This is a genomic window from Pedobacter sp. SAFR-022 (assembly GCF_051965375.1).
In the GTDB taxonomy this organism is placed as follows: Bacteria; Bacteroidota; Bacteroidia; order Sphingobacteriales; family Sphingobacteriaceae; genus Pedobacter.
In genome coordinates this window covers 160360-184294 of record NZ_JBQCME010000006.1, presented here as the reverse complement: position 1 = coordinate 184294, position 23935 = coordinate 160360, and the positions used below count along the sequence as shown (strand labels likewise).

Here is a 23935-nt window from a genome sequence, read left to right as displayed (position 1 = left end):
CGTAAAGTACGTGATATACTCATATTTATTGCGGTCGATGTCATTAGTGTTGAGTTAATTACTAGGAAAAACCCCATATTTGCAGTAAATTACATAAGGCTTACTTGTTGAGCCGGCTACGTATTGAAGATGATAATGCTCAAAATACCCTTACTGTTTACTTCAGAAGTTTACATAAATGCTTTGAATCTCACAGTTGATGCTGAAGATGATGTATCAAAAAAGAATGCTGTCCTGATGATCTAGTCCACCTATGTTGAGTTGTATGCCTCGTACGCTCAATCTTAATCACCTGTATTTACTCTATATAAGACCATCCCAGTAGTCTTGCTGCACCTCTTTTTGAAACATGATCCGAATTTTTCTCAACTGCTTTTTCACACTTCTAATTTTTATTTTTTCTGCTGCCTTCAGCACTCAGGCTCAAACCAGGTATTATGTAAATGCTTCTGCATCGGGGTCTGGCACTGGTACAAGCTGGCAGGATGCTTTTACGTCGCTGACTGATGCGATCACCAAATCTGTAAGCGGCAATGAAATTTGGGTTGCGAAAGGGACCTATGTTTCCGCGGCTACAACTTCCGGAACCTTTACCCTTAAAACAGGTGTTAAGATCTACGGAGGCTTTGCAGGGAATGAAAGTCTACTGAGCCAACGCCTTGTTGCGGGGAACGATCTGTTCACGGTGAATGAAAGTATATTACATGGGCAAGGTGTAAATTATCATGTGGTTACTTCTGCAAACACCAACACTACCTTACTTGACGGATTTACTATAACTGGCGGGCAAACACTTGGTGGAACTACAACGTCTCTCGGCACATCTTATATCGGCGCCGGGATCTATGTGTCCAGTGGTGCGGCAGTATTCCAGAATATCTGGCTCAAAGAAAATACGGCCTTAAACGCCGGAGGGGCAATTTACAATGGAGGAACCTCCGCAGCATTTAAGAATTTACTTGTCGAGAATAACAATCTTCAGCGCCTAAGTGCAGGAGCGGGCATTTACAATGTGGCGGCGGGAGCAACTTTCGAGAAACTTGTTTTTAGAAACAATAAAGGTGCCTCTTTGGGGGGGGGATTTTACAACACAGCCAACAATGTCACACTTACCGATGTCACGTTCGAAAATCATAGTGTTACTACCAACGGAGGAGGGGTATATAACAGTGGCAGTACCTTCACCATGAACCGGGCATCGTTTATTGGCAATGTGGCCGGCCAGCGCGGTGCAGGTATATACAGTGTAACAGGAACCGGGATTATCGTAAGTAACAGTGTGTTTAGCCAGAATGTGATTAGCGTTGTAAATGCTGGCTACCTCGGAGCGGGAATACATTTTGCTTCGGGTACAGGAAATGTATATAATTCAACTTTCAGCAACAACTCCATCGCCTATGCAGTAGACAATGAAACTTCCTACGGCGCTGCGCTCTATTCCGCCGTTACGACCTTTAATGTTTATAACAGCATTTTCTGGAATAATAAACGCGGTGCTGAGGTGCTCGATCAAATTAATGTTTCGACAAGACTGGGCTTATACAATAATATCATTCAAGGCGGAATGGCAAATTCGGAAAATACAATCGACGCTGATCCGGAATTTGAAGATGCCCTGAATCATGATTTTCGTCTTAAAAATGGATCTATAGCGATTGATGCCGGCACAAATGCCCAGGTTAAATTTGCCGAGGATGTCACTGGTGCGACCAGGACGATCAATGGTGTAGTGGATCTTGGCGCCTATGAACACCCGATCGGGGGCCCGGCGTCCATCATACTCGAACCGAAGGCTATCGGTAATATCAGCCGGGGAATACCCTATCATCTACAGCTAACAACAACGGGGACTGGGACAGCAACCTACCAGCGAATCAATGGGAACTTGCCTCCGGGAATCGAATTTAATAGCCAGACAGGGGTGTTAAGTGGAATTCCGATGGTAAGCGGCGACTATACCTTTGTGCTGCGTGCAACAAAATCGGGGCAAACAACCAGTCGGCAGTACACCATGAATGTAATTGCTGCTCCGGCCAGGTTACACGTGTGGGCCGCTTCTACTTCCGGGACAAACACGGGTACGGGATGGGCAAACGCATACCTCAGATTGCAGTCTGCCCTGGAGCTCGCAAAAAGTGGTGATGAGATTTGGGTTGCCAAAGGCACCTACGCGCCTTTTCAGCACCTGGATTCTACCTTTAATATGGTTTCCGGCGTAAAAATCTACGGGGGCTTCGCTGGTACAGAAACCGAGTTAAGTCAACGCGTTGCGGATGCAAAGGGAAGATATACCATCAATGAATCCATTCTGAGTGGTAGTAATGTAAATGCCCACGTGGTGTCCAGCACCCTTGCCCTAACTGTAGAATCAACATTGGATGGCTTTACGATCACAGCTGGATCCGCTAGTTCAACCAGCACCCGCGGATATGGTGCTGGTGTTTATATTGCCGCCGCCGCTGCGAATGGAACGTATAGCAATCTTATAATCAAGAATAATAACGCTAACATTTATGGGGCAGGTATGTATAATGCTTCTGCCGGCATTCGCCTCCGGAATCTGTTGTTTGAAAATAACATAATCGTCACATCTAGCAGAAGTGGTGGCGGACTTTATAATACCGGCGCTAATTTGGACCTGCAGGAGGTGACTTTTAAGGGGAACCAAGCCGTAAACGGTGGCGGGATGTGGAACAATGCTGCTGGTGTCACCATGACCAAAGCTCTTTTTGAAGAGAATGCTGCAACAACAGGAGGTGGACTGTATTCTACTGGTGCAATCAGCATTAACCAGACATCATTCATTAATAACAGTACGATCAGTCATGGTGCTGGTATTTATGGTTCGGGTAATATAACGATCAATAATTCTGTATTTAGTTCAAACCGCATAACAGCTGCATCATCTGGCACGGTAACAAACGGCGCCGGGATGTACTTCAATGGAACTGCAACTATTACCAACTGTACGTTCAGCGATAACAAGATGAACTACATTGTGGCTCCCGGTTCAGCAACGGTTGGTGCGGGCTTATATGCAACGCCAGCTGCGGTCGGGATCTACAACAATATTTTTTGGGGCAACAAACGAGGCAACGACGTCGCCGATCAAATTGGAGGAACGGCAACCAACCTGTCCAATAACCTTATTCAAGATGGTTATGTTTATGGTTCGGACAATCTCATCGGTGACCCTGAATTCGAAAATCCACTAACGCATGATCTCCGTTTGAAAAATGGTTCCGTAGCCATTGATGCCGGGAACAACGCTTATGTCGGTACACAGCATGACCTAGGGGGAAATATCCGGATTATTAATGGCGTTGTTGATCTTGGTGCTCACGAAAATTTAAATGCCAGCGGCGAATCTTTGGCAATATTGCCAATCGCACTGCCTGTATCCCGTCGGGGTGCAGCTTACACCCAACAGCTTAGTACCTCGGCAAACACTGGCGCCATTACCTGGGAGCATACTGCAGGAACAATCCCACTGGGATTGCTCTTTGACAAGCAAACCGGAAAACTTAGCGGCGTGCCAATGCAGTCGGGCGCTTTTTCCTTTGTCATCAAAGCCGTTCAGAATGGAACGATGGCAACAAGACAATATAATCTTCAGGTGAATGAAGGCGCTGCTCGCTGGCATGTTAAAGGTGATGCCGCTGGCGCAAACAATGGTGCCAGCTGGGCCCATGGTTTAACGAAATTGCAATCAGCGCTTGGCATGGCCAGAGATGGTGATGAAATCTGGGTAGCAAAAGGAGTCTATACGCCCGGGCTTCATGCGGATTCTACCTTTAACATGGTGTCGGGCGTGAAATTATATGGTGGCTTTGCCGGAACAGAGACGGTCCTGTCCCAACGTGTTGCAGATGAAAATGGAAAATTCAGCATCAACGATTCAGAACTTCATGGCTCCCTGATAAACAAACGCGTAGTCTCCAGTACGACCTTGATGTCGGTTGAAACACTACTAGACGGCTTCACCATTTCCGGCGCAAATACTACTCTTACCGGCACCTATGGAGGCGGAATTTACATCCTTGCAGCTGCCGTAAATGGGACCTACAAAAACCTGATCATTAAAAATAATACCGGATCAACCCGGGGTGCCGGAATGTACAATCTAGCGACAGCGATCCGGTTGGAAAATGTCCTTTTTGAAAACAATAACGCTTCGCTTTCTAACCGGTATGGCGGAGGTTTGTTTAATGGCGGTGCAAATGCAGTATTAAATAACGTAACCTTCCGCAATAATCAGGCTGTTCAAGGTGGGGGGATGTACAACTCGGGAGCTAATGTAAGCCTCAACAATGTAACTTTTGAGCGCAATACTGCGACTTCCACGGGCGGTGGTCTGATAAACAACAGCACTGGTCTGATCTTGAATAATGTTGTTTTCGAAAGCAATGAATCTGCTGGACTGGGAGGTGGATTTTCTCACTCAGGTGCAGCGAGCTTAACAGATGTGACCTTCCGGTCTAACCGTGCCGGTACGACGGGTGGTGGTATTTCAAGTACCGGTGCGCTTATTATTGACCGTGGAAGATTCATTGCTAATACTTCGGTACAGCATGGTGGGGGAATCTTTACGGGTGGTAATGTTGCATCTACTTTTACAAACCTGGCTTTCAGTCGCAATGCCGTAAGCTCTACGGCTGCTTATTATGGTGGTGGGATGTACATCGGTACCGGCACCATCAATATCATAAATACGACCTTCAGTAATAACAGTGTATCGCAGATCGCTGCGAATGCTGGTGGCGGTTTATATCGCGCGGCAGGTGTAGTAAATGTGGCTAACAGTATTTTCTGGGGTAACAAACGCGGAAATGCAGTTTCCGACCAGCTGAATACCGGTGTCAACGTTGTTGCAAATAGCACGATTGAAGAGGGTTATGCTACAGGGACCGCCATTCTGGTTGGAGATCCTTTATTCACCGATCCGGACAATGATGTTCTGACGCTAAAAACGGGTTCCCTCGCAATTGATAAAGGTGACAACGGCGCGCTTGGAACCAGTCAGGATCTTGAAGGTAACCCCAGAATTTACAATTCCATTGTGGACCATGGCGCCTATGAAAATCAGGGCGGCGCATCGCTCAAGATTAGCCCGACATCCCTTGGTTCAATCACCAGAGGTGCACTGGTTGATATTCCACTGGCGGTTTCAGGCGGAAAAGCACCTTATACATGGAGTGTTTTATCCGGCGAACTTCCTTTAGGATTAGCCCTTAGTCCAGACGGTCGAATTCAGGGCCGGGTAACAAGAGCTACTCCCGGCGGTGATACTTTCGTGATTGCCGTTTCTGATGCAACACTTATCGGAAGTAAGCAGTACACCATTGATGCCGTACCAGGACCAGTTCGTTTCTATGTTAAGCAAGATGCTGCAGGAGCAGCAACTGGAGCAAGTTGGAAAGATGCTTTTCCGGATTTGCAGCCCGCATTGGCCCTAGCACTAGCGGGTGACGAGATCTGGGTAGCGAAAGGTACATACCTCCCGGGGCCGGATGTGGCCAGCACCTTCAATATGAAGTCGGGCGTAAAATGGTTTGGCGGTTTTGCGGGCACGGAGAATGATTTAGCAGAGCGGGTAGCAGATGCGAATAAGTTGTACGCTCTTAATGAAACCATTCTTTCGGGTAACAATAAGAGCTATCACGTAGTGACTAACCTCGAGCAATCTACAAATCAAACCATTCTGGATGGTTTTACGATTACTGGCGGTAGGACGGCAACAGGATCCTCTGGTATTCTGCACAGTGGGGCAGGTATTTATAATGGTGCTGGTGAAGCTGTATTCAGAAATTTATGGATTAGAAACAATAATGCATACTACCATGGTGCTGGTATCTATAACGCCGGACCATCTACCTTCGAGAATATTCGCTTAGAAAAAAACATCGTTGCTGGTGGCCAGGGCTACGGAGGTGGTCTATATAATCGCAACGCTTTTGCCATAATCCGTAATTCCACTTTTGTGGAAAATGAAGCGGTTTACGGTGGTGGAATGTTCAACGCGATCGCCGATCTGACTACAGAAAATCTCAGCTTTTTGAGAAATAAAGCCAGTACGAGTGGCGGCGGGTTATACCAAAATACTGGTATGCTTAATCTGAAAAGAACTACGTTCGATGGGAATATTTCCGTAGGAACTGGGGGCGGTTTAACGGTCGCGACTGGGCTGAATGCGGAAGATCTGGTGTTCAAAAATAATACCTCGACCTCAACTGGTGCCGGGATGATGAACAGCGGAACACTTACCTTGAACCGGGCTTCTTTTGTGAGCAATACTTCTGCGAACTTAGGAGGAGGTCTTTATAACTCGGGAACCATTAGGCTTGACAATGTTGTATTCAGCCGGAATAAAACGACTTCAAATTCAGCCTCCGGGTACGGAGCGGGCTTGTACCATAATGCAGGTACTTCTGTGATCAGCAATACAACATTTAGTAATAATAGTAGTGCCTATACCCATGCTACAGCCACCGCAGGAGCCGGACTGTACTACCGTACAGGCTCTGTTTCCATAAACAACAGTATTTTCTGGGGTAATACCAGGGGCAATGGTGTGTCCGACCAGATCATGGGCGCGGCAGTGGTTGGCAATAGTATCGTTGAAAATGGCTACGCCACCGGGACGAAAATCTCCATCGGCAATCCAATGTTCACAGATGCTGCAGTAGATAACCTAAAGTTAAAAGCAGGATCTCCAGCGATAGATGTGGGTGACAACGCCGCGAGCGGAACCGCGCTCGATCTGGCGAATTTACCAAGGGTTGTTAATGGAACGGTTGACCTGGGTGCTTATGAAAACCAAGGCGGCGAGAGTTTACAAATTACCCCGGCAACCTTGCCAGGTACAATCCGCGGTACAAATACCAATATACAGTTTAGCGCCACTGGGGGCGGCACGTCTCTGCAATGGAGTGTTACTTCTGGAACCTTGCCAACCGGGCTGAGTCTCGGTCCGGATGGACTGCTTTCAGGGAGGGCCATGTTCCCGGGTAGTTATACCTTTGTGATATCTGTAACAGACGGGGAATTTGCAGGTGCAAAACAATTTAACGTTGTGGTGAGCCCGGCTGCAACGAACATCTATGTACGGGAGGGCGCTTCCACAGGAGGTAAGGATGGCAGCAGCTGGACTAATGCTTTTACGGATTTACAACTGGCAATTGCTCAGGCAACGGCAGGAGATCAGATATGGGTAGCCAAAGGCAGTTATAGTCCAGGGCTACTTGCAACTTCCACCTTCTCCTTGAAGGAAAACGTGAAAATTTACGGTGGTTTTGCGGGCACTGAAGAAAACCTTGCGGCAAGAGATACCAGTCTGATACATACCACCAATAAAAGTATTCTCGATGGTAGCCAGGGTGTATCCAGTTACCATGTGGTTTCCAGTACAACTGCCGTTACTGCAGAAACCATTTTGGATGGTTTTACCATTTCCGGAGGACGTACCTTAACCACCACCAGCACCAGCAATTCCAATGTGGGTGATCTGAGCCCTAACTATTACGGGGCCGGCATTTATACCAGTCTTGGAAGACCAATATTTAATAACCTGGTCATCACCGGGAACACGGCTTTATATGGCGGTGGTGCATTTGTATTGTCTGGCCTGGCAACTTTTACCAACACCAGATTTATTGCAAACAGCACCATTGGCAATCTTGGACGAGGTGCCGGGATCTATAACCATACCGGTGGCATTAACATCGATAGGGTGCTTTTTGAAGGAAATGAAATTTCCGCAGGATCCAGCACTTATGGAGCCGCAATTTTCAACAACGGTACAGCTACAATTAGTTATTCTACTTTTAAGAATAACACCACCAACGGTACAGGTTACGCTTATGGTGGAGCACTCTACAGTAATACTGGCGCGGCAGTAAAGATCTCTAATACCAGTTTCATCGGGAACCAGGCGCTTAATGGCGGCGCAGTTTATATTTATTCGGGCGCACCCGAATTCAGGGATGTTACTTTTCGGTCAAACCGCTCCAGGGCAATTGGTGGCGCGGTAATCTCTGCCGGCACTCCGGTCTTTGAACGGGTATATTTTATTGATAATGAATCGGTGCAACATGCCGGAGCATTGCAGACTACCGGTGTCGCGAAGTTGATTAACGTGGTATTCAGCCGCAATCGTATCGTGTCTGCAGCAACTGCAGCGGCATACGGTGGGGCCATGTATGCTGGTACCTCTGCAACACTGACGAATGTAACCTTTAGCAACAATAGCATTTCCCGTACTGCTGCGGGTGGGGGCGCTTTGTACCGTGCTGCCGGTACAGTTGCGATTAGCAACAGTATATTCTGGGGCAATACCAGGGCAGATGGCGTATCCGATCAAATTCAAGGCGTGGTTACCATCGACCGGAGTATTGTACAAAATGGCTTTGCTACTGGAACGAATATCGCCATCGGCAATCCGCTATTTACGGACGCTTCAACAGACAACCTTCGTTTAAAAGGGGGATCTCCGGGCATTGACATGGGGGACAATGCTAAAGTAACTACATCCGTCGATGTTGAAGGAAATCCGAGGATATATAATGATGTTGTTGACATGGGGGCCTTTGAAAATCAGGGTACCGCCAGTCTGAACATCAGTCCGGCAAGTCTTCAGGACTATAAGCGTGGAGACTTGATTGAGCTGCCGTTTACGGTGCTGCCTGCTGCCGGTGATCTTGTTTGGAATGTTACATCAGGCTTGTTGCCCCCAGGGCTTACCTTGGATTCGGCGGGCGTATTAAAAGGCAGGCCCTTGGAAGCCGGGACATTTACTTTCGTGGTGGGTGTTACCGATGGATCGCTTGTGGGTAGAAAGCAATATACGCTTACCATCGAGGCCGCTGCGACTAAGTTATTCGTGAATGCTGCGGCTGTTTCCGGCAGGAATGATGGCAGCAGCTGGGTTAACGGGTATACGGATTTAAAAACAGCCATCACCAAAGCGCTGGCAGGCGATGAGATCTGGGTCGCGAAAGGTATTTACAGCCCCGGTTTGCTTGCCACAAGCTGGTTCACGATGAAAGAGGGCGTAAAAATGTACGGCGGATTCGCTGGCACCGAAGCAACGCTTGGCGATCGCGATATCCTGGGTATGCACACCCTGAATGAGACCGTACTTGATGGTAGTCAAGGTGTGGCCAGCAGACACGTAATCTTCAACAATATTGCATTAAGTAATGCCACATTATTAGATGGATTTACCATCAGCGGAGGTCAGGGACTTGCAGGTTCAGACTCTGATAATAACAGGGGTGCGGGTATCTACAATTATGCCTCGGTAAACGCGATCTTCAGCAACCTGAAAGTCGTAAATAATAAAGCGGAAAGAGGTGCGGGTATCTACAACAGGGGTGGAGCTAGCTATGAAAAGATCTTGTTTGAAGGGAACGTGGCAAACACCATTGGAGGTGGTTTCTTTAATCTGAGTGCAAACATCACGATGACTGACGTGACCTTCCGTGGGAATAGTGCTAAAGTAAACTCCGGTGGACTTTCCCAAAATGGGGGTATCATAAACATCGAACGTGCGTCATTTATCGCCAACACTGCTGGTCAGCAGGCAGGAGGAATGTTCAATAGCTCCGGAACAGCGAACCTGGTCAATGTTATCTTCAGCAGAAATGCAGTCACAAGTGCCGGCTCAGGTTATTATGGCGGCGGGATGTATTCGGCAGCTACAACCAACTTGAATAACGTTACTTTCAGCAATAATACAATTGCATTCACACATACAGCTACCATCGGGGGTGCAGGATTATACCGCTCTGCTGGCGTAACCAGCGTAAACAACAGTATTTTCTGGGGTAATACCCGTGCGAACGGCGTACCCGACCAGGTTAACGCTGGTCAGAATGTTCGTAACTCCATCGTTCAGGGTGGATATGCAACAGGCGTTAACATTTTTATTGGTGATCCTTTGTTTACAAATGCGGAACAAGTTGCGCTACAGCTGAAGGGTGGATCACCAGCGATTGATGCCGGTGATAATTCAGGAAATACCGCCAGCATAGATCTGGCTGGAAATCCAAGGATCACCAATGAAGTTATTGATCTTGGAGCATATGAAAGTTTAGGTGGAAATGGACTGAAGATTCAGCCTGGGGTATTCCCAGCTTCTATGCGGGGCCTTGATCCGGACTTCCAAATGACTGTAACCGGCGGTAGTGGAACCTATACCTGGACTTTGCAGTCGGGCGCATTGCCGACAGGTCTGGTGTTAACAGCCGATGGACTAATAACTGGCAGACCTACGGTTCCTGGAGCTTTTACTTTTGTGGTGTCTGTGACAGATGGGACATTTGTCGGCAGTAAGCAGTTCAGTGTAGTGATTACCGATGGGCCATCACGATTGTATGTTCGACAGGGCGCCACAGGGAATAATAATGGTAGCAGCTGGTTGCATGCTTTCAGGGATCTTCAGGTGGCACTAGCGCAGAGCAAAAGTGGAGATGAGATTTGGGTGGCCAAGGGAACCTACTATACTGGTCCGCTGGCAAGTTCTTACTTCACCTTAAAAGAGGGCGTGAAGATGTACGGCGGGTTTTCCGGATCAGAGGAATCCCTAAGCGAAAGGAATGTGGATAATATACGCTCGCTGAATGAGACTATTCTTGATGGTAGTCAAGGTACCCTGAGTTATCACGTGGTGTATAATACCGCGGCACTGACAAGTGCAACCATACTAGATGGTTTCAGTGTTCAAGGTGGAAGGGCGGCCACAAACAGTACCGGAGCCAGCTACTACGGCGGTGGAATCTACAATACCAACGGTGCTGCGATCTTCCGCCAGTTATGGATCAAAAATAACGTGGCAGCCTATGGCGGTGGATTATACCATTCTGGGGATGCAACATATACAGACATCATCTTCAGCAATAACCAGTCGAAAGGAACAAATGCAAGGGGTGCTGCGGTTTACAATGCTAAAGGCTTCAACTTGACCAAGGGTTTATTTCAGCAAAACTCGTTGGTAGAAATCGGCAGTGGTACTGCATATGGCGCAGCCATATTCAACTCAGGCGCATTGACGCTGAACGACGTGAAGTTCGAAAATAACCTGATAAGCAATGGACAGGGTGGCGCAATTTATTCCAATTCGGGTGCGGTAGTCGACATCAGTAAGGCGGAGTTTACCGGTAACAGGGCCACTTCCGGGGCAGCTGTCTATCTGACAAACGGCACCAGCACTTTTACAGATGTCTCGTTCATGGACAATCAGTCTACGGGTACCGCTGGCGCCATGTATGCTGCAGGAGTTGTGAATATCAACAGGGCTTCTTTTATTAACAACACCTCTGGCCAACATGGTGGCGCATTATGGTCTTCCAGCACCCTGAAGATTGACAACTCCATCTTTAGTCGCAACAGCATTACCGCAGTAGCAGCCTATTATGGTGGCGCAATTTACCTGAGTTCCGGGAATGCAGTGATCAATAACACGAGTTTCAGTAACAACAGTATTGGGTATAATAAAGGTTCTGTCAGCTTAAGTTACGGTGCTGCCCTGTATCGATCAGGCGGTACGGCTACGATCAACAATAGTATCTTCTGGGGTAATAAACGCGGTAATGACATTGCGGATCAGCTAAATTCAGGCAATATTGTCGCTAATTCTATAGTTCAGGGTAACTATGCCGAAGGCATGGGAATTATCATTGGAGATCCTTTATTTGAGGATGCAGGAGCAGATAACCTGCGCTTGAAAGCAGGATCATTGGCGATTGATGCAGGTGATAACAATTGGCAGGTGTTCGATAAAGACTTGTCTGGCAATCCCAGGGTCGTTAATGAGAAGGTTGATCTAGGTGCTTACGAGCAAGACGGTACGGGCCGGTTATTAATCAGCCCGGCTACAATCAATCCTATTGCGAGAGGGACGGCCATGGATCTGCAATTACTTGCTACAGGCAATACCGCGCTTGTTAAATGGACCTTGCAGACAGGTAAGCTACCTTCGGGCATATCCTTTTCAGAAGATGGAAGATTGAAAGGCGTTCCTACAGCAGTGGGTACTTATACCTTTGTCATTAATGCTACGGACGGCCTGCTTCTAAGCAGTAAGCAATACACAGTGACAGTTACCAATGGTGCCAGCCGTCTGTTTGTTCAGGCTTCCGCAACAGGTGAAAACAATGGTAGTAACTGGGTGAACGCCTTTACTGATCTACAATATGCTTTAGAACTTGCAGGAGCAGGAGATGAAATCTGGGTTGCAAAAGGCACCTACTATTCGGGACCATTGGCAACTTCAACATTCAGATTAAAAGAAGGTGTAAAGATATTCGGTGGCTTTGCCGGAACAGAAGCGGCGCTTTCCGATAGGAATATCGCGGACTTACGTACGGTGAATGAAACCATACTGGATGGTAGCCAGGGTGTATCGAGCTACCATGTTGTTTCGAACACGCTGGCATTAAGCGATGCTACAGTGCTTGATGGCTTCAGTATTCAGGGTGGTAGTGCAACACTGATGAGCGGCAACAATTATCAGGGTGGCGGTATTTACAATAGCCTGGGTGCAGTGCAGTTCAGGAACTTGTGGATTAAGAACAATATTGGAACCTACGGTGGGGGTATCTATCACAATGGAGATGCGGCATATACAAACCTGTTGTTCAGCAATAACCAGGCGAAAGGAACCAATGCCAGAGGTGCGGCAGTTTACAATGCCAAGGGCTTTAAGTTGGTTAACGGAATTTTTGAAAACAACAAAATTCTGGAGTCCAGTAGTTATCCTGGTTATGGAGCAGGAATCTTTACTACAGGTCTTCTGGATCTTTCTGAGGTTGAATTTAAAAACAACACGATTTTAAATGGACAAGGTGCTGCCATCTATAGCAATTCCAGTGCTATAATTAATATTAAAAAAGGCGCATTTACCGGGAACAAAGCTACAACAGGTGGTGCATTGTTCATCGCTAGTGGAAGTCCGGTACTTGAGGATGTGACTTTCTCAGAAAATACGGCGACTACAGGTGGTGCAATTTACGCAAGTGGTGTATTGATGCTTAACCGGGCATCGTTCATTCATAACACCGCCCTGCAGCATGGTGGAGCGATTTGGTCGAACAGTAACCTGAAGATTGACAACAGTATTTTTAGTCGCAATGAAGTGACTTCCACTGGCGCATATTATGGTGGTGCCATTTACATCAGCTCCAATGACGTGCTGATCAACAACAGCAGTTTTAGCAAGAACAATATTGGCTATGCGAAAGGCACTGTAACGCTAAGCTATGGCGGCGCGCTTTACCGGAACTCAGGTACAGTTACGATACACAACAGTATACTTTGGGGTAACACCAGAATGGGAACCATTGCAGACCAGCTTAATGCCGGGATCGTGGTAGGCAATACCATTGTACAGCATGACTACGCCACCGGAACAGATGTGAAAATTGGAGATCCTTTATTCCTGGATGCTGCGGGGGATAACCTGCAACTTCAGGGCGGTTCATTGGCTATCGATGGCGGCGAGAACAGTTGGCAAGCTTATGACAAGGATTTAGCAGGCAGCGCAAGGATCATCAACAATACGATTGATCTAGGTGCTTATGAAAATGAAAGTACTGATAGACTTGTAATTACTCCGGTTACGATCGAAGCGTTAACCAGAGGAACGGCTGTAGATCTTCCATTCAGCTACACCGGAACAAATCTACCGGTTACCTGGAGCCTTCAGGCAGGGAAACTTCCACCGGGCGTATTAATGTCTGCCGATGGAAAGCTTACCGGTGTTCCCAATCTTGTCGGTACCTATACTTTTGTCGTTGGTGCTACAGATGGAACTTTAAGTGGCAACAGACAGTACAAAGTAACGGTTCAAAATGGGGTCGGCAGGATGTATGTGCGTCAGAACGCAACAGGTGCTGACAATGGTAGCGATTGGGCAAATGCCTTCAAAGACCTGCAGATGGCTTTAGATCTGGCAAGTGCCGGAGACGAAATCTGGGTAGCTAAAGGGACCTATTACACAGGACCACTTGCAACCTCGACGTTCAAACTAAAGGAGGGATTAAAAATGTATGGTGGTTTTGCAGGTACAGAGAGCAGTCTCGAACAGCGGGATACCTCAAAGATCAGGACTACGCAGGAGTCTATTCTGGATGGTAGTCTGGGCGTTGCAAGTTACCATGTGGTGTACAATAATGCCGCTTTATCCAATGCAACCGTACTGGATGGTTTTAGCATTCAAGGTGGAGGATCCGTTGTAAATACTTCAAATAACAGCGTGAACTATTATGGAGGTGGTATCTACAACTCGCTGGGTGCCGTAACATTCCGTAACCTATGGATCAAGAATAACCTTGGTGTATACGGAGCCGGATTGTATCACAGCGGCGACGCTACTTATACCGATATAATTTTTAGTGGTAACCGGTCTACCGGCTATTATGCACGTGGTTCTGCGGTGTATAATGTCAAAGGTTTTAAACTTAACAAAGGCGTATTCCGAAGTAACAGAATTATTGAGAGCTCAAGCTACCCAGGCTATGGGGCGGCGATGTTTAGTACTGGTCTTTCTGAGTTGAACGACGTGATATTTGAAGATAACACCGTCACCAATGGTCAGGGTGGCGCCATCTATGTCAATTCAGGTGCTATCACTAACTTGACTAATGCAAGTTTTGATGGAAGTAAGGCGACAAACGGCGGCGCTTTATACCTTGCAAATGGAACGGCAACATTAACGAATGTTAACTTCAGCGGCAACAGCGCGACCGCTGCAGGTGGAGCAATCTTCGCTGCGGGAACACTAAATATAGATCGCGCCTCCTTCCTCAACAATACCGCGGTACAACACGGTGGTGCCATCAGAAGCAGTGCAACGCTGAATATCAGCAACACCATCTTCAGCCGGAACACCGTCAGCAGCACCTCAGCGTATTATGGAGGCGCCGTGTATGTATACTCGGGAACAGCAACCTTAAGCAACACTACTTTCAGTAAAAATAGTATTGGTTATTATAAAACCGGTACAGTGAATTATGGCGGTGCCTTGTACAGGAACTCCGGAACAGTGCTATTAAACAACAGTATTCTGTGGGGAAATAGCCGTGGAAGCGGAATTGCCGATCAACTTAATTTAAACATCAAGGCAAGTAATACGCTCATTGGCGGAGGCTATCCTACGGGACTGAATATTCTGAATGCAGATCCGGCGTTTGTGGATGCTGACCGAGATAATCTTGCACTTACCAACTGCTCTCCGGCAATAAACACTGGAGATAATAATCTTGTTATTGGCGGGACCTTAGACAGAATTGGAAACACAAGACTTCAGTCTGAGGTGGTCGATCTTGGGGCGATGGAATACCAGGGGCAAGTGATAAGTTTAACGCCTGCCATCCTGCCACAGGTGCCCCGTGGTGCGGCATTTAACCAGCAGCTACAAGGAACTGGCGGAAATGGGAATTACAGCTTCAAAGTGATTTCTGGTAAGCTCCCTGACGGCTTATCGATGGATGCCTCAGGACTCATTACCGGCAATCCAATTGTACTTGGCAGTTACACGTTCGTGCTGAACATATCCGACGGCACCTTATGCGGAAATCGTGTTTACAACATGGATGTCGTTGCAGGTACAGGTGTTGTTCGAATCTTGGTAAATCAAGCAGCAACAGGCGGTCAGAACAATGGTAGTACCTGGGAGAATGCCTACCTCGATTTGCAGAATGCACTTAAGGTTTCCCTGCCAGGAGACCAAATATGGGTGGCAAAAGGCACATACAGTCCGGGAGCGTTGGTAACTTCCTATTTTACCCTTAAGGAGGGCGTTAAACTTTACGGCGGTTTTGCAGCTACCGAGTCGACGCTTAGTGAAAGGGACTCTCTAAAAGTCAGAACGGATAATGAAACGATCCTGACAGGGAACAATAATAGCAGGCACGTGATTTACAATAGTGCTGCACTAACTGCTGCCACGGTACTTGATGGATTTAGTATAAGTGGTGGACGATCAGTTCCTACTGGTACAAGCACTTCAGAAGCTTATATCGGCGCCGGTATTTACAACAGAACGGGTGCGGCAACCTTCAACCAGCTCTGGATCAAGAATAACAACTCCAACACTTATGGAGGTGGTATGTACAACGGGGGAACCGGGCAACTCAGCAATATCATTTTTGAGAACAATGGAACGTTGAGCAGTGCAGGTTCCTACCGGTATGGTGGTGGACTATACAACATTGGTGCAGCCACACTTCGTGGGCTGAAGTTCATCAACAATACCGCGGCTTATGGTGGTGGAATGTATCAAGCCACGGCTGCAGTAACGATGAATGATGTTGTGTTTAAAGATAATAAGGCGACCCTTGGCGGCGGTTTGTACAGTTATTCTGGCAAGGTTACCCTGAATGATGCGGTATTTACTGGAAACACAGCAACGCAGCATGGGGGTGGTTTATACCAGTGGTCATCAACGCTGACGATCAATGGGGCGAAATTCAGCCGTAATAAGGTCACCAGTACGGCTGCCTATTATGGTGGTGCAATGTATCATTATACCGGCACCGCGACCCTGGTGAACGTAACCATGAGCAACAACAGTATTGCTTACGTCAATGCTAGCCAGAACAAGTATGGCGGAGCCATTTACAGAAATGCAGGAACATTGAATCTTCATAACAGTATTGTTTGGGGTAATAACCGTGGCAATGGGGTAGTAGACGAGCTTAACTTGAATATCAAGGCCGTGAATACCCTGATTCGCGGCGGTTATGCAGCAGGAAAGGTGATCTTAGATGCAGACCCAATGTTCAACCTGAGCGATGAAGATGATCTTTCCCTGTCGGCATGTTCTCCGGCAATCAATATGGGTGATAATTCCCTTTCTACAGCGATCCTGAAAGATCTTTCCGGACAGCCGAGGATCAAGGCTGAAATTGTAGATCTGGGTGCTTATGAAAATCAGCAGGATCGCATCATTGTCGGTCCTGCAATATTGCCCGAAGGTTCAAGGGGGGTGATTTATGAACACCAACTGGTGTCTTCGGGTGGTTCCGGGCAATATACTTACGCGGTAAGTTATGGCTCCCTGCCGGACGGACTTCTCCTTAGCCCTTCTGGGCAGTTGACTGGAAGGCCGGTTAATGAAGGTTTGTACACTTTCAATATCACAGCCAGCGATGGTACTTTATGTGGAAACAGACTGTACACCTTTGAAGTGAAAGCTGGAAATGGAAAGGTGAGAATCTACGTAAACCAGGCCGCAACTTCAGGCATGAACAACAGTGCCAGCTGGGCGCATGCCTTCCTGGATCTGCAAAAGGGGCTTAGCTCCGCAAAGGCGGGAGATACGATCTTCGTGGCTAAGGGTACATACCTGCCTGGTTTGAAGGCTAACAACTACTTCAGCTTAAAAGAGGGGGTTAAGATCTACGGCGGTTTTGCAGGTACGGAGAAAGACCTGGCCGACCGGGATTCAACGGCCATCATGACCACTAACGAAACGATTCTTAGTGGTGCGAACCGTAGCTACCACGTGGTGTTTAACAAGCTAGCCTTAACCGCTGAAACGGTATTGGATGGATTTACCATATCAGGAGGTAAAACAGCTGAGGGTAATAGCACAGCAGATATCTATAATGGTGGAGGTATTTATAATGCACTTGGAAAGGTTGCCTTTAAAAACCTTTGGATTAAAAATAATACAGCCTACTATAGCGGCGGTGGAATCTTTAACAGTGGAGCTGCAACTTTCCACAACATCACGCTCGAAAATAATACGGTAACAAGGTCCGGCGGTGGACTATACAACAATGCTGCAGCCGACTTCAGAAATATTAAATTCATCAGTAATAAAGCAAGTCAGGGCGCTGGTATGTACCACATCACCGCTGCAATGCAGATGACAGACGTGGTATTTAGAAACAATATCGCAACGGCCAGCGGAGCTGCATTCTACAATGCTACCAATGGTAAACCTACCATAACGGGTGCATTGTTTGTAGGTAACAGCGCCGCACAACATGGTGGGGCTATTTACCATTACTCTGGTACTTTTAACCTGAGCAATGTGGCATTTAGCCGGAACAGGACGACTACAAATGGCTATTATGCCGGTGCCTATTACCATTACACGGGAACGACAAACCTAATCAATGCAACATTCAGCAACAATAGTTCTAGTTATGTTAACACCTCATCAACCACCAAATACGGCGGGGCCTTATATCGGAATACAGGAACTGTAAACGTTGCGAACAGCATCTTTTGGGGTAACACACGCGGGAATGCAGTTCCGGATCAGCTTAATGCCGGCATTCTGGTTTCAACAAGTACCGTGCAAAACGGGTATGTTACAGGAACGAAGATTGCAACTAAAGATCCTCAACTGGCCAATGCTGCCGCAGATGATCTTTCACTTGCACCTTGCTCACCTGTAATTAACATGGGTGATAACACTAAAATTGCCGGCATTGCAAAGGACCTTGCAGGTAACGACCGGATAAAACACAACTCAGTTGATCTTGGGGCTTATGAGTTCCAGGGTGTATATCTGGAAAATGCAGAACAAGAACTTCCTGCAGCCGATCAGTGGACAAGTTATAGTCATCAGCTAGCGCTGAAAGAATCTGGATCATATACTTATTTCTTGAGCCAGGGTTTACTGCCTGATGGATTAGGCATAAGCAGTACTGGACTGATCTCCGGTGAACCAACGGTTGCTGGCGACTATGAATTTACGTTAGCCGTTCAGGGTGCTGATGTTTGCGGTTCCCTGCAGGTAAAGATGAAAGTAAATCCAAGGTTACCGTACATCATTGAAGTTTTAAAACCATATCCCGTTCCTGTGAAAAAAGACACCGGGACACCTTTCGAGCAGCTAAATCTGGTAACACAGGTAGAAGTGATCATGAGCGATAACAGCCATGCCATGTTCCCGGTGATCTGGCAGCCGGGGAACTATGATGGTAATACGGAAGGAATATATGATCTTACAGGTATAATAACAGTTCCTGATCTGGAAGTAAACAGGAACAATCTCACAGCAACCGCGAAAGTTGCCGTGATTACACCAATTTATCCGTACATCATCGCTGTTGCGCCACTTGCGCCGGTAAAGGTATTGGCTGGAACCTCCTTTGCAGACCTATTGCCATTGTTGCCTAAACAGGCTCAGGTTACCTACGATGATGGAATTACCAAAGAGATGTTAAACCTAACCTGGAACATCGGAAATTACAGTCCGAAGTTAGGGGTATATCGACTCTACGCTACCTTGGGTATCAAGGAGGAACATGCTAATCCTGCAGGATTTGAAGCAAGTGTAGATGTTTATGCTCAACTCAATATTATCGCAGTCGAGGATCTCGCGGATGTTACGGTCGATCTGAATACCCCAGCAGTTAATTTACCTTTACCGACATCAGTCCGGGTAACCTATCATGATCAGACGACAGGATACCTAAACGTGGATTGGGACCGTACGCCTTACATTCAAGACAAAGGTGGGGAATATGAACTGGTAGGATCACTACAGCTCAAGGATCTTATATCCAATACAAACCTGTTGTCTGCAAACAATAAGGTTATCATTCGTAAGAATATCCTTTCTGTACAGGGAACCTATGTGGCCAGTACAGCGTTTGATACGCCTTTTGACGAAGTAGAACTGCCAGAAACGGTAAAGGTGAATTTCGATGATGGAAGCCAGGATACGGTAGGCGTAGCTTGGGAACCCGGAAGCTATAACAAGCAGAAAAGTGGCGACTATATCCTTACAGGAATCCTTCTTCACAACGAGAGCATTGACAATAAGAACAACGTTAAGGCACAGCTGACACTTACGGTACTTCCAAAACCAAGAAACATTGTAGGTATCGCCCTGCCGGATACGGTTAGGGTAAGCTATGGTACCTTGCTGTCTGCAATTCCTGAATTGAGCGCAGCAGTGATCGTCAATTATGACGATGGTAGCACCGGCAGCCTCAAGGTGTCATGGGACACCGAGGGTTATGATTCCACTAGCCCTGATGTTTACACCTTTTCTGGTATTCCGGAACTTATCCCTGGAGTTATAAATAAAGATGCAATAGCAGCGGAAATCAACATACAGGTTGCCAATAAAAAGGTTGTTAAAGTCCAAAACCCCGAAAGTATTTCTGTGAAATATGGGACACCAGCGGAAGACATTCCATTCCCAGAAACTGTACAGGTGACCTACAACGATCAGTCTGCAGGTACCGAAGGTGTTGTCTGGAGTTCTACCACCTACAACGCACAACTTTCGGGAGTGTATGCATTTAAAGGAACACTGGTTAGCGGTGACGATATTGACAACCCGGATAGCTTGACCGCAACGATCAGCGTGACTGTAGGACCGAAACCACTTGAAGTAGTGCGTGTAGAGGAAAGCACAGCGCTTGTGCCTTTCGGTACGAGCTTCAACGCAGCCCAGTCATCGTTGCCGGCTCAGGTAAACGTAACTTTCGATAATGGCACCACAGGTAAGCTGAACGTGATCTGGGAAGAAGGTGATTATATCGATGATCTACCTGGCGTGTATAAATTGCAAGGGGTTTTACAACTTCCTGAAGACATCCTTAACCCGGACGAGGTAGTACCAGTGCTAAATGTAACAGTGGGCAAACACCTTATTGCTAACTACACCAGCCCGGATACCATTACCGTCGTTTTTGGCACGAGTGCTCAAGCTGTTACCCTGCCAGGGCAGCTAAATGCTCAGTTTGAAGATGGCGGCAATGAAGATTTAGAGGTAAGCTGGGATCTCTCTTCTTATAATGGGACCATGCCTGGATCGTATGTGTTAAATGGAAACTTTACCTTAACGGATGAGGTCGAGAACCCTAAGCCAATTAACCCAACGATCGTAGTTGTCGTATCAGCAAGGGAGAAAGTTATTGTTTCTTTAGCTACAGATACCATTAGTGTCCCATTTGGCACTTCAATAGAAAACATAATTTTTCCTTTTATCAGCAAAGCGACACTTGACGATGATACTCAAATGGATATTACTGTACAGGACACTTCCTTCAGGTCTGCGCTTTATAATGGCGATGTAGCGGGTGCTTATCTTTTTGAAGCGGATATCGTCGTGCCTCAAGGCTTATTGAATACCAATGATCTGAAGGCGCAAGTTGTGGTAGTGGTCGCGCGTAAACAAATTGAAAGCATAGAGGCCTTTCCGGGGATCACGGTGGATTACAACACCGATTTTGATGCACTGACCTTACCGGAAGCTATCAAGGTTACTTATAACGATGACTCGGAGGCCCTGCTTTCGGTAACATGGAGTAAAGGCAGCTACGATGGCTCAACCAGCGGATCGTATACCCTTCAAGGAACCATGGTCATTTCTGATGATGCTGATAATCCGAAAGGGTTACAGCCGACGATCAACGTTACAGTCGCAGAGCGGATCAGAAAGCTTATGTCTATCACAAAGGACACCACTGAGGTTAGTTATCGAACGCTCGTGACAGCGCTATCGCTTCCTAACACTGTAACCGGCCTGTTCGATGATGGCAGTACCATGCAGCTCAATATCAGGACTTGGGAGAATGCAGCATATGACCCGACAAACCCAGGTATGTACGAGTTTAATGCTGAAGTCGAAATGCCTGTGTTGACAGAGAATCCTGATTCTTTGAAGGCAATAATTTACGTGAATGTGGCTCAGCGCTATATTGTTGCTGTAGCGGATCCATTTGCTTTAACTGTTCCTTATGGAACTACCTTCGGAACATTGATGTTGCCTGATACTGTTTTGGTGACCTACAACAACAACGAACAGGAGTCTTTACAGGTAGAATGGGATGGGCAGTCGTATAATGGAATGCTTGCGGGAGATTATATACTGCCTGGCCGGTTGATCCCTGGAATGCCGGATGAAAATAAAGATAATAGGTCTACCGCGATTAAAGTTACCGTGCTGCCTAAGCTGCTGGTGTTGGATTCTATTCTGGTGAATACGCCTTTACACTTTCCATATGGTACCACGGAGGCCCAGGTGCTTGCCAAGCTTGGTACATCGCTAAACGCGATTTTCAACGATGGTTCTACAGGCAGCGTCGTTGTAAATTGGGAATCACCACTGTTCGATGGTAAGAATCCTGGAAGTTATAATTTCACAGGACTACTTGACATGGAGGGGAAGGCTGAAAACCCTGATGATATTACCGCGAAAGTAGAGGTGATCATCGATAATAAAAACGTGGTTGCTATAGAGAAACTTGCTGACTTGATAGACGTGTTTGGTAAATCCTTCTCAACACTAGACTTACCGTCAACTGTGATGGTGACCTTTGACGACCAAACCACTGCCAACCTTCCGGTTTTATGGGATGAAGCAGAATACGACGATAGCAGTTTAAGTCCTCAGCTGCTTCATGGAGAAGTTCAGTTGACTGATGATGTAGGAAATGCATTAAACCTGCAGGCGCAGATCCAGGTAACACTTTGGAAAGATCTGCTTACGGTTGAGGAGATCGCACCGGTAACGGTTACCTATGGAACTCCATTTGCGGATCTGAAATTGCCAACTGCAGTACAGGTAACTTATAATGATGGGACAAAGGCGTTTTTAAACATCGACTGGGATCAGGCAGCATATACGGCAGCCCTGATTGGGGAGCTGGATCTTACAGGTGCGCTTGCTTTATCAGAAAACACCTTTAATACCACTGACCAAGTGGCAAAAGTTAAGATCATTATCGAAAAGGCTGCACAGTCCATCACTTTCCCGCCTATAGCGGATAAGAACTACGGTGATGAACCATTTGCCTTGATCGCTACGGTTTCTTCCGGATTGCCCCTGACGTTTGAACTGCTTGATGGCAAGCTCGATCTCAATGGTACCCTTGCGACGATTGAGGGTGCAGGTGATGTCGTGTTAAAGGTCTCACAGGCTGGTAATGCCTTTTTTGCCCCGGTTGAAGTACAACAGACTTTCAAAATCAACAAGGCAATGCTAACCCTTTCGGGAGATACCTTAGCGAGATACTTCGGAAAAGAGAATCCAAAGTTCAGCTACCAGATCAGTGGATTTAAATACGGTGAAACAGATACTACGGAGCGCGCAGCGGGAACTTTGCAGGGGGAACCGGCTTTCACTACAAGTGCAAACTTAAGCAGCCCAGCGGGAGAATATCCGATAGCATTGAGCACTGGGACCTTGCAAGCTGACAACTATGAATTTACCTTTGCACCGGGGCTGCTAAGGGTGAGCAATCTAAACCATACGGTGACCTTTGAAACCATGGGTGGAACGGCTCTGGCTGCAGTGCAAGTGGCCGATGGTACTAAACTGCCAATGGTAAATACAACTAAAGCTGGAATGGTCTTTTATACCTGGTTCAGCGACCAGCGTATGGAAACAGTATTTGATTTCGACCATGCGATCACCGAGTCCATGACACTATATGCGGACTGGACAATACCTTCACTGCCTGACTCGGGCGGGCTTAGCATGCGTACCATAGCGGACTACATGTTAAACTTAAACGAATTGAGTGCCGCAGAACGTGCAGCACCGTTTTCGCTTTCGCTACTAAACAAAAACAGTCATCTTACCAGAAAGACCGCACCATTTAAGCTCAGCGACTGGTATGGGTATGGACCGTTGAAGAAAGCCTTGCTGAACACTGCTGCGGTAACGTTAAAAAATGAAACCGAGGTGAGCATAGGAATAACAATACTCAATAAAGGTGGTGTAGCGATTACAGGAAGTGGCGTTTGCTGGAGCACAGATCCAAATCCATCAATTGCAGATACAAGAGTTAATGTTGCTACCCCGGGTGACAGCCATGTGCTTGTGGGTGGATTGATTGTGGGCGTAGAATACCATGTAAAGGCCTTCGCGATCAATCAAGCTGGGGTAAGCTATGGCAACGAAGTGGTGTTTAGAATTACCGAAGAGGGTTCGGTGGAAATGATTAAGAAATAAAGACAT

Annotated in this window: 1 protein-coding gene; it reads left to right on the top strand. The window is 46.9% G+C overall.

What is annotated here, in order from left to right; translation table 11 throughout:
* Positions 1-349 precede the first annotated feature (349 nt).
* On the top strand, positions 350-23929 hold the full coding sequence (locus tag ACTHQF_RS14655; protein WP_440431261.1) for an Ig-like domain-containing protein: 23580 nt from the start codon (positions 350-352) through the stop codon (positions 23927-23929).
* The last annotated feature ends 6 nt before the right edge of the window (positions 23930-23935 follow it).

Coding starts and splice junctions, on each gene's coding strand:
- ACTHQF_RS14655 (WP_440431261.1), top strand. CDS start 350: ATGATCCGAATTTTTCTCAACTGCTTTTTCACACTTCTAATTTTTATT.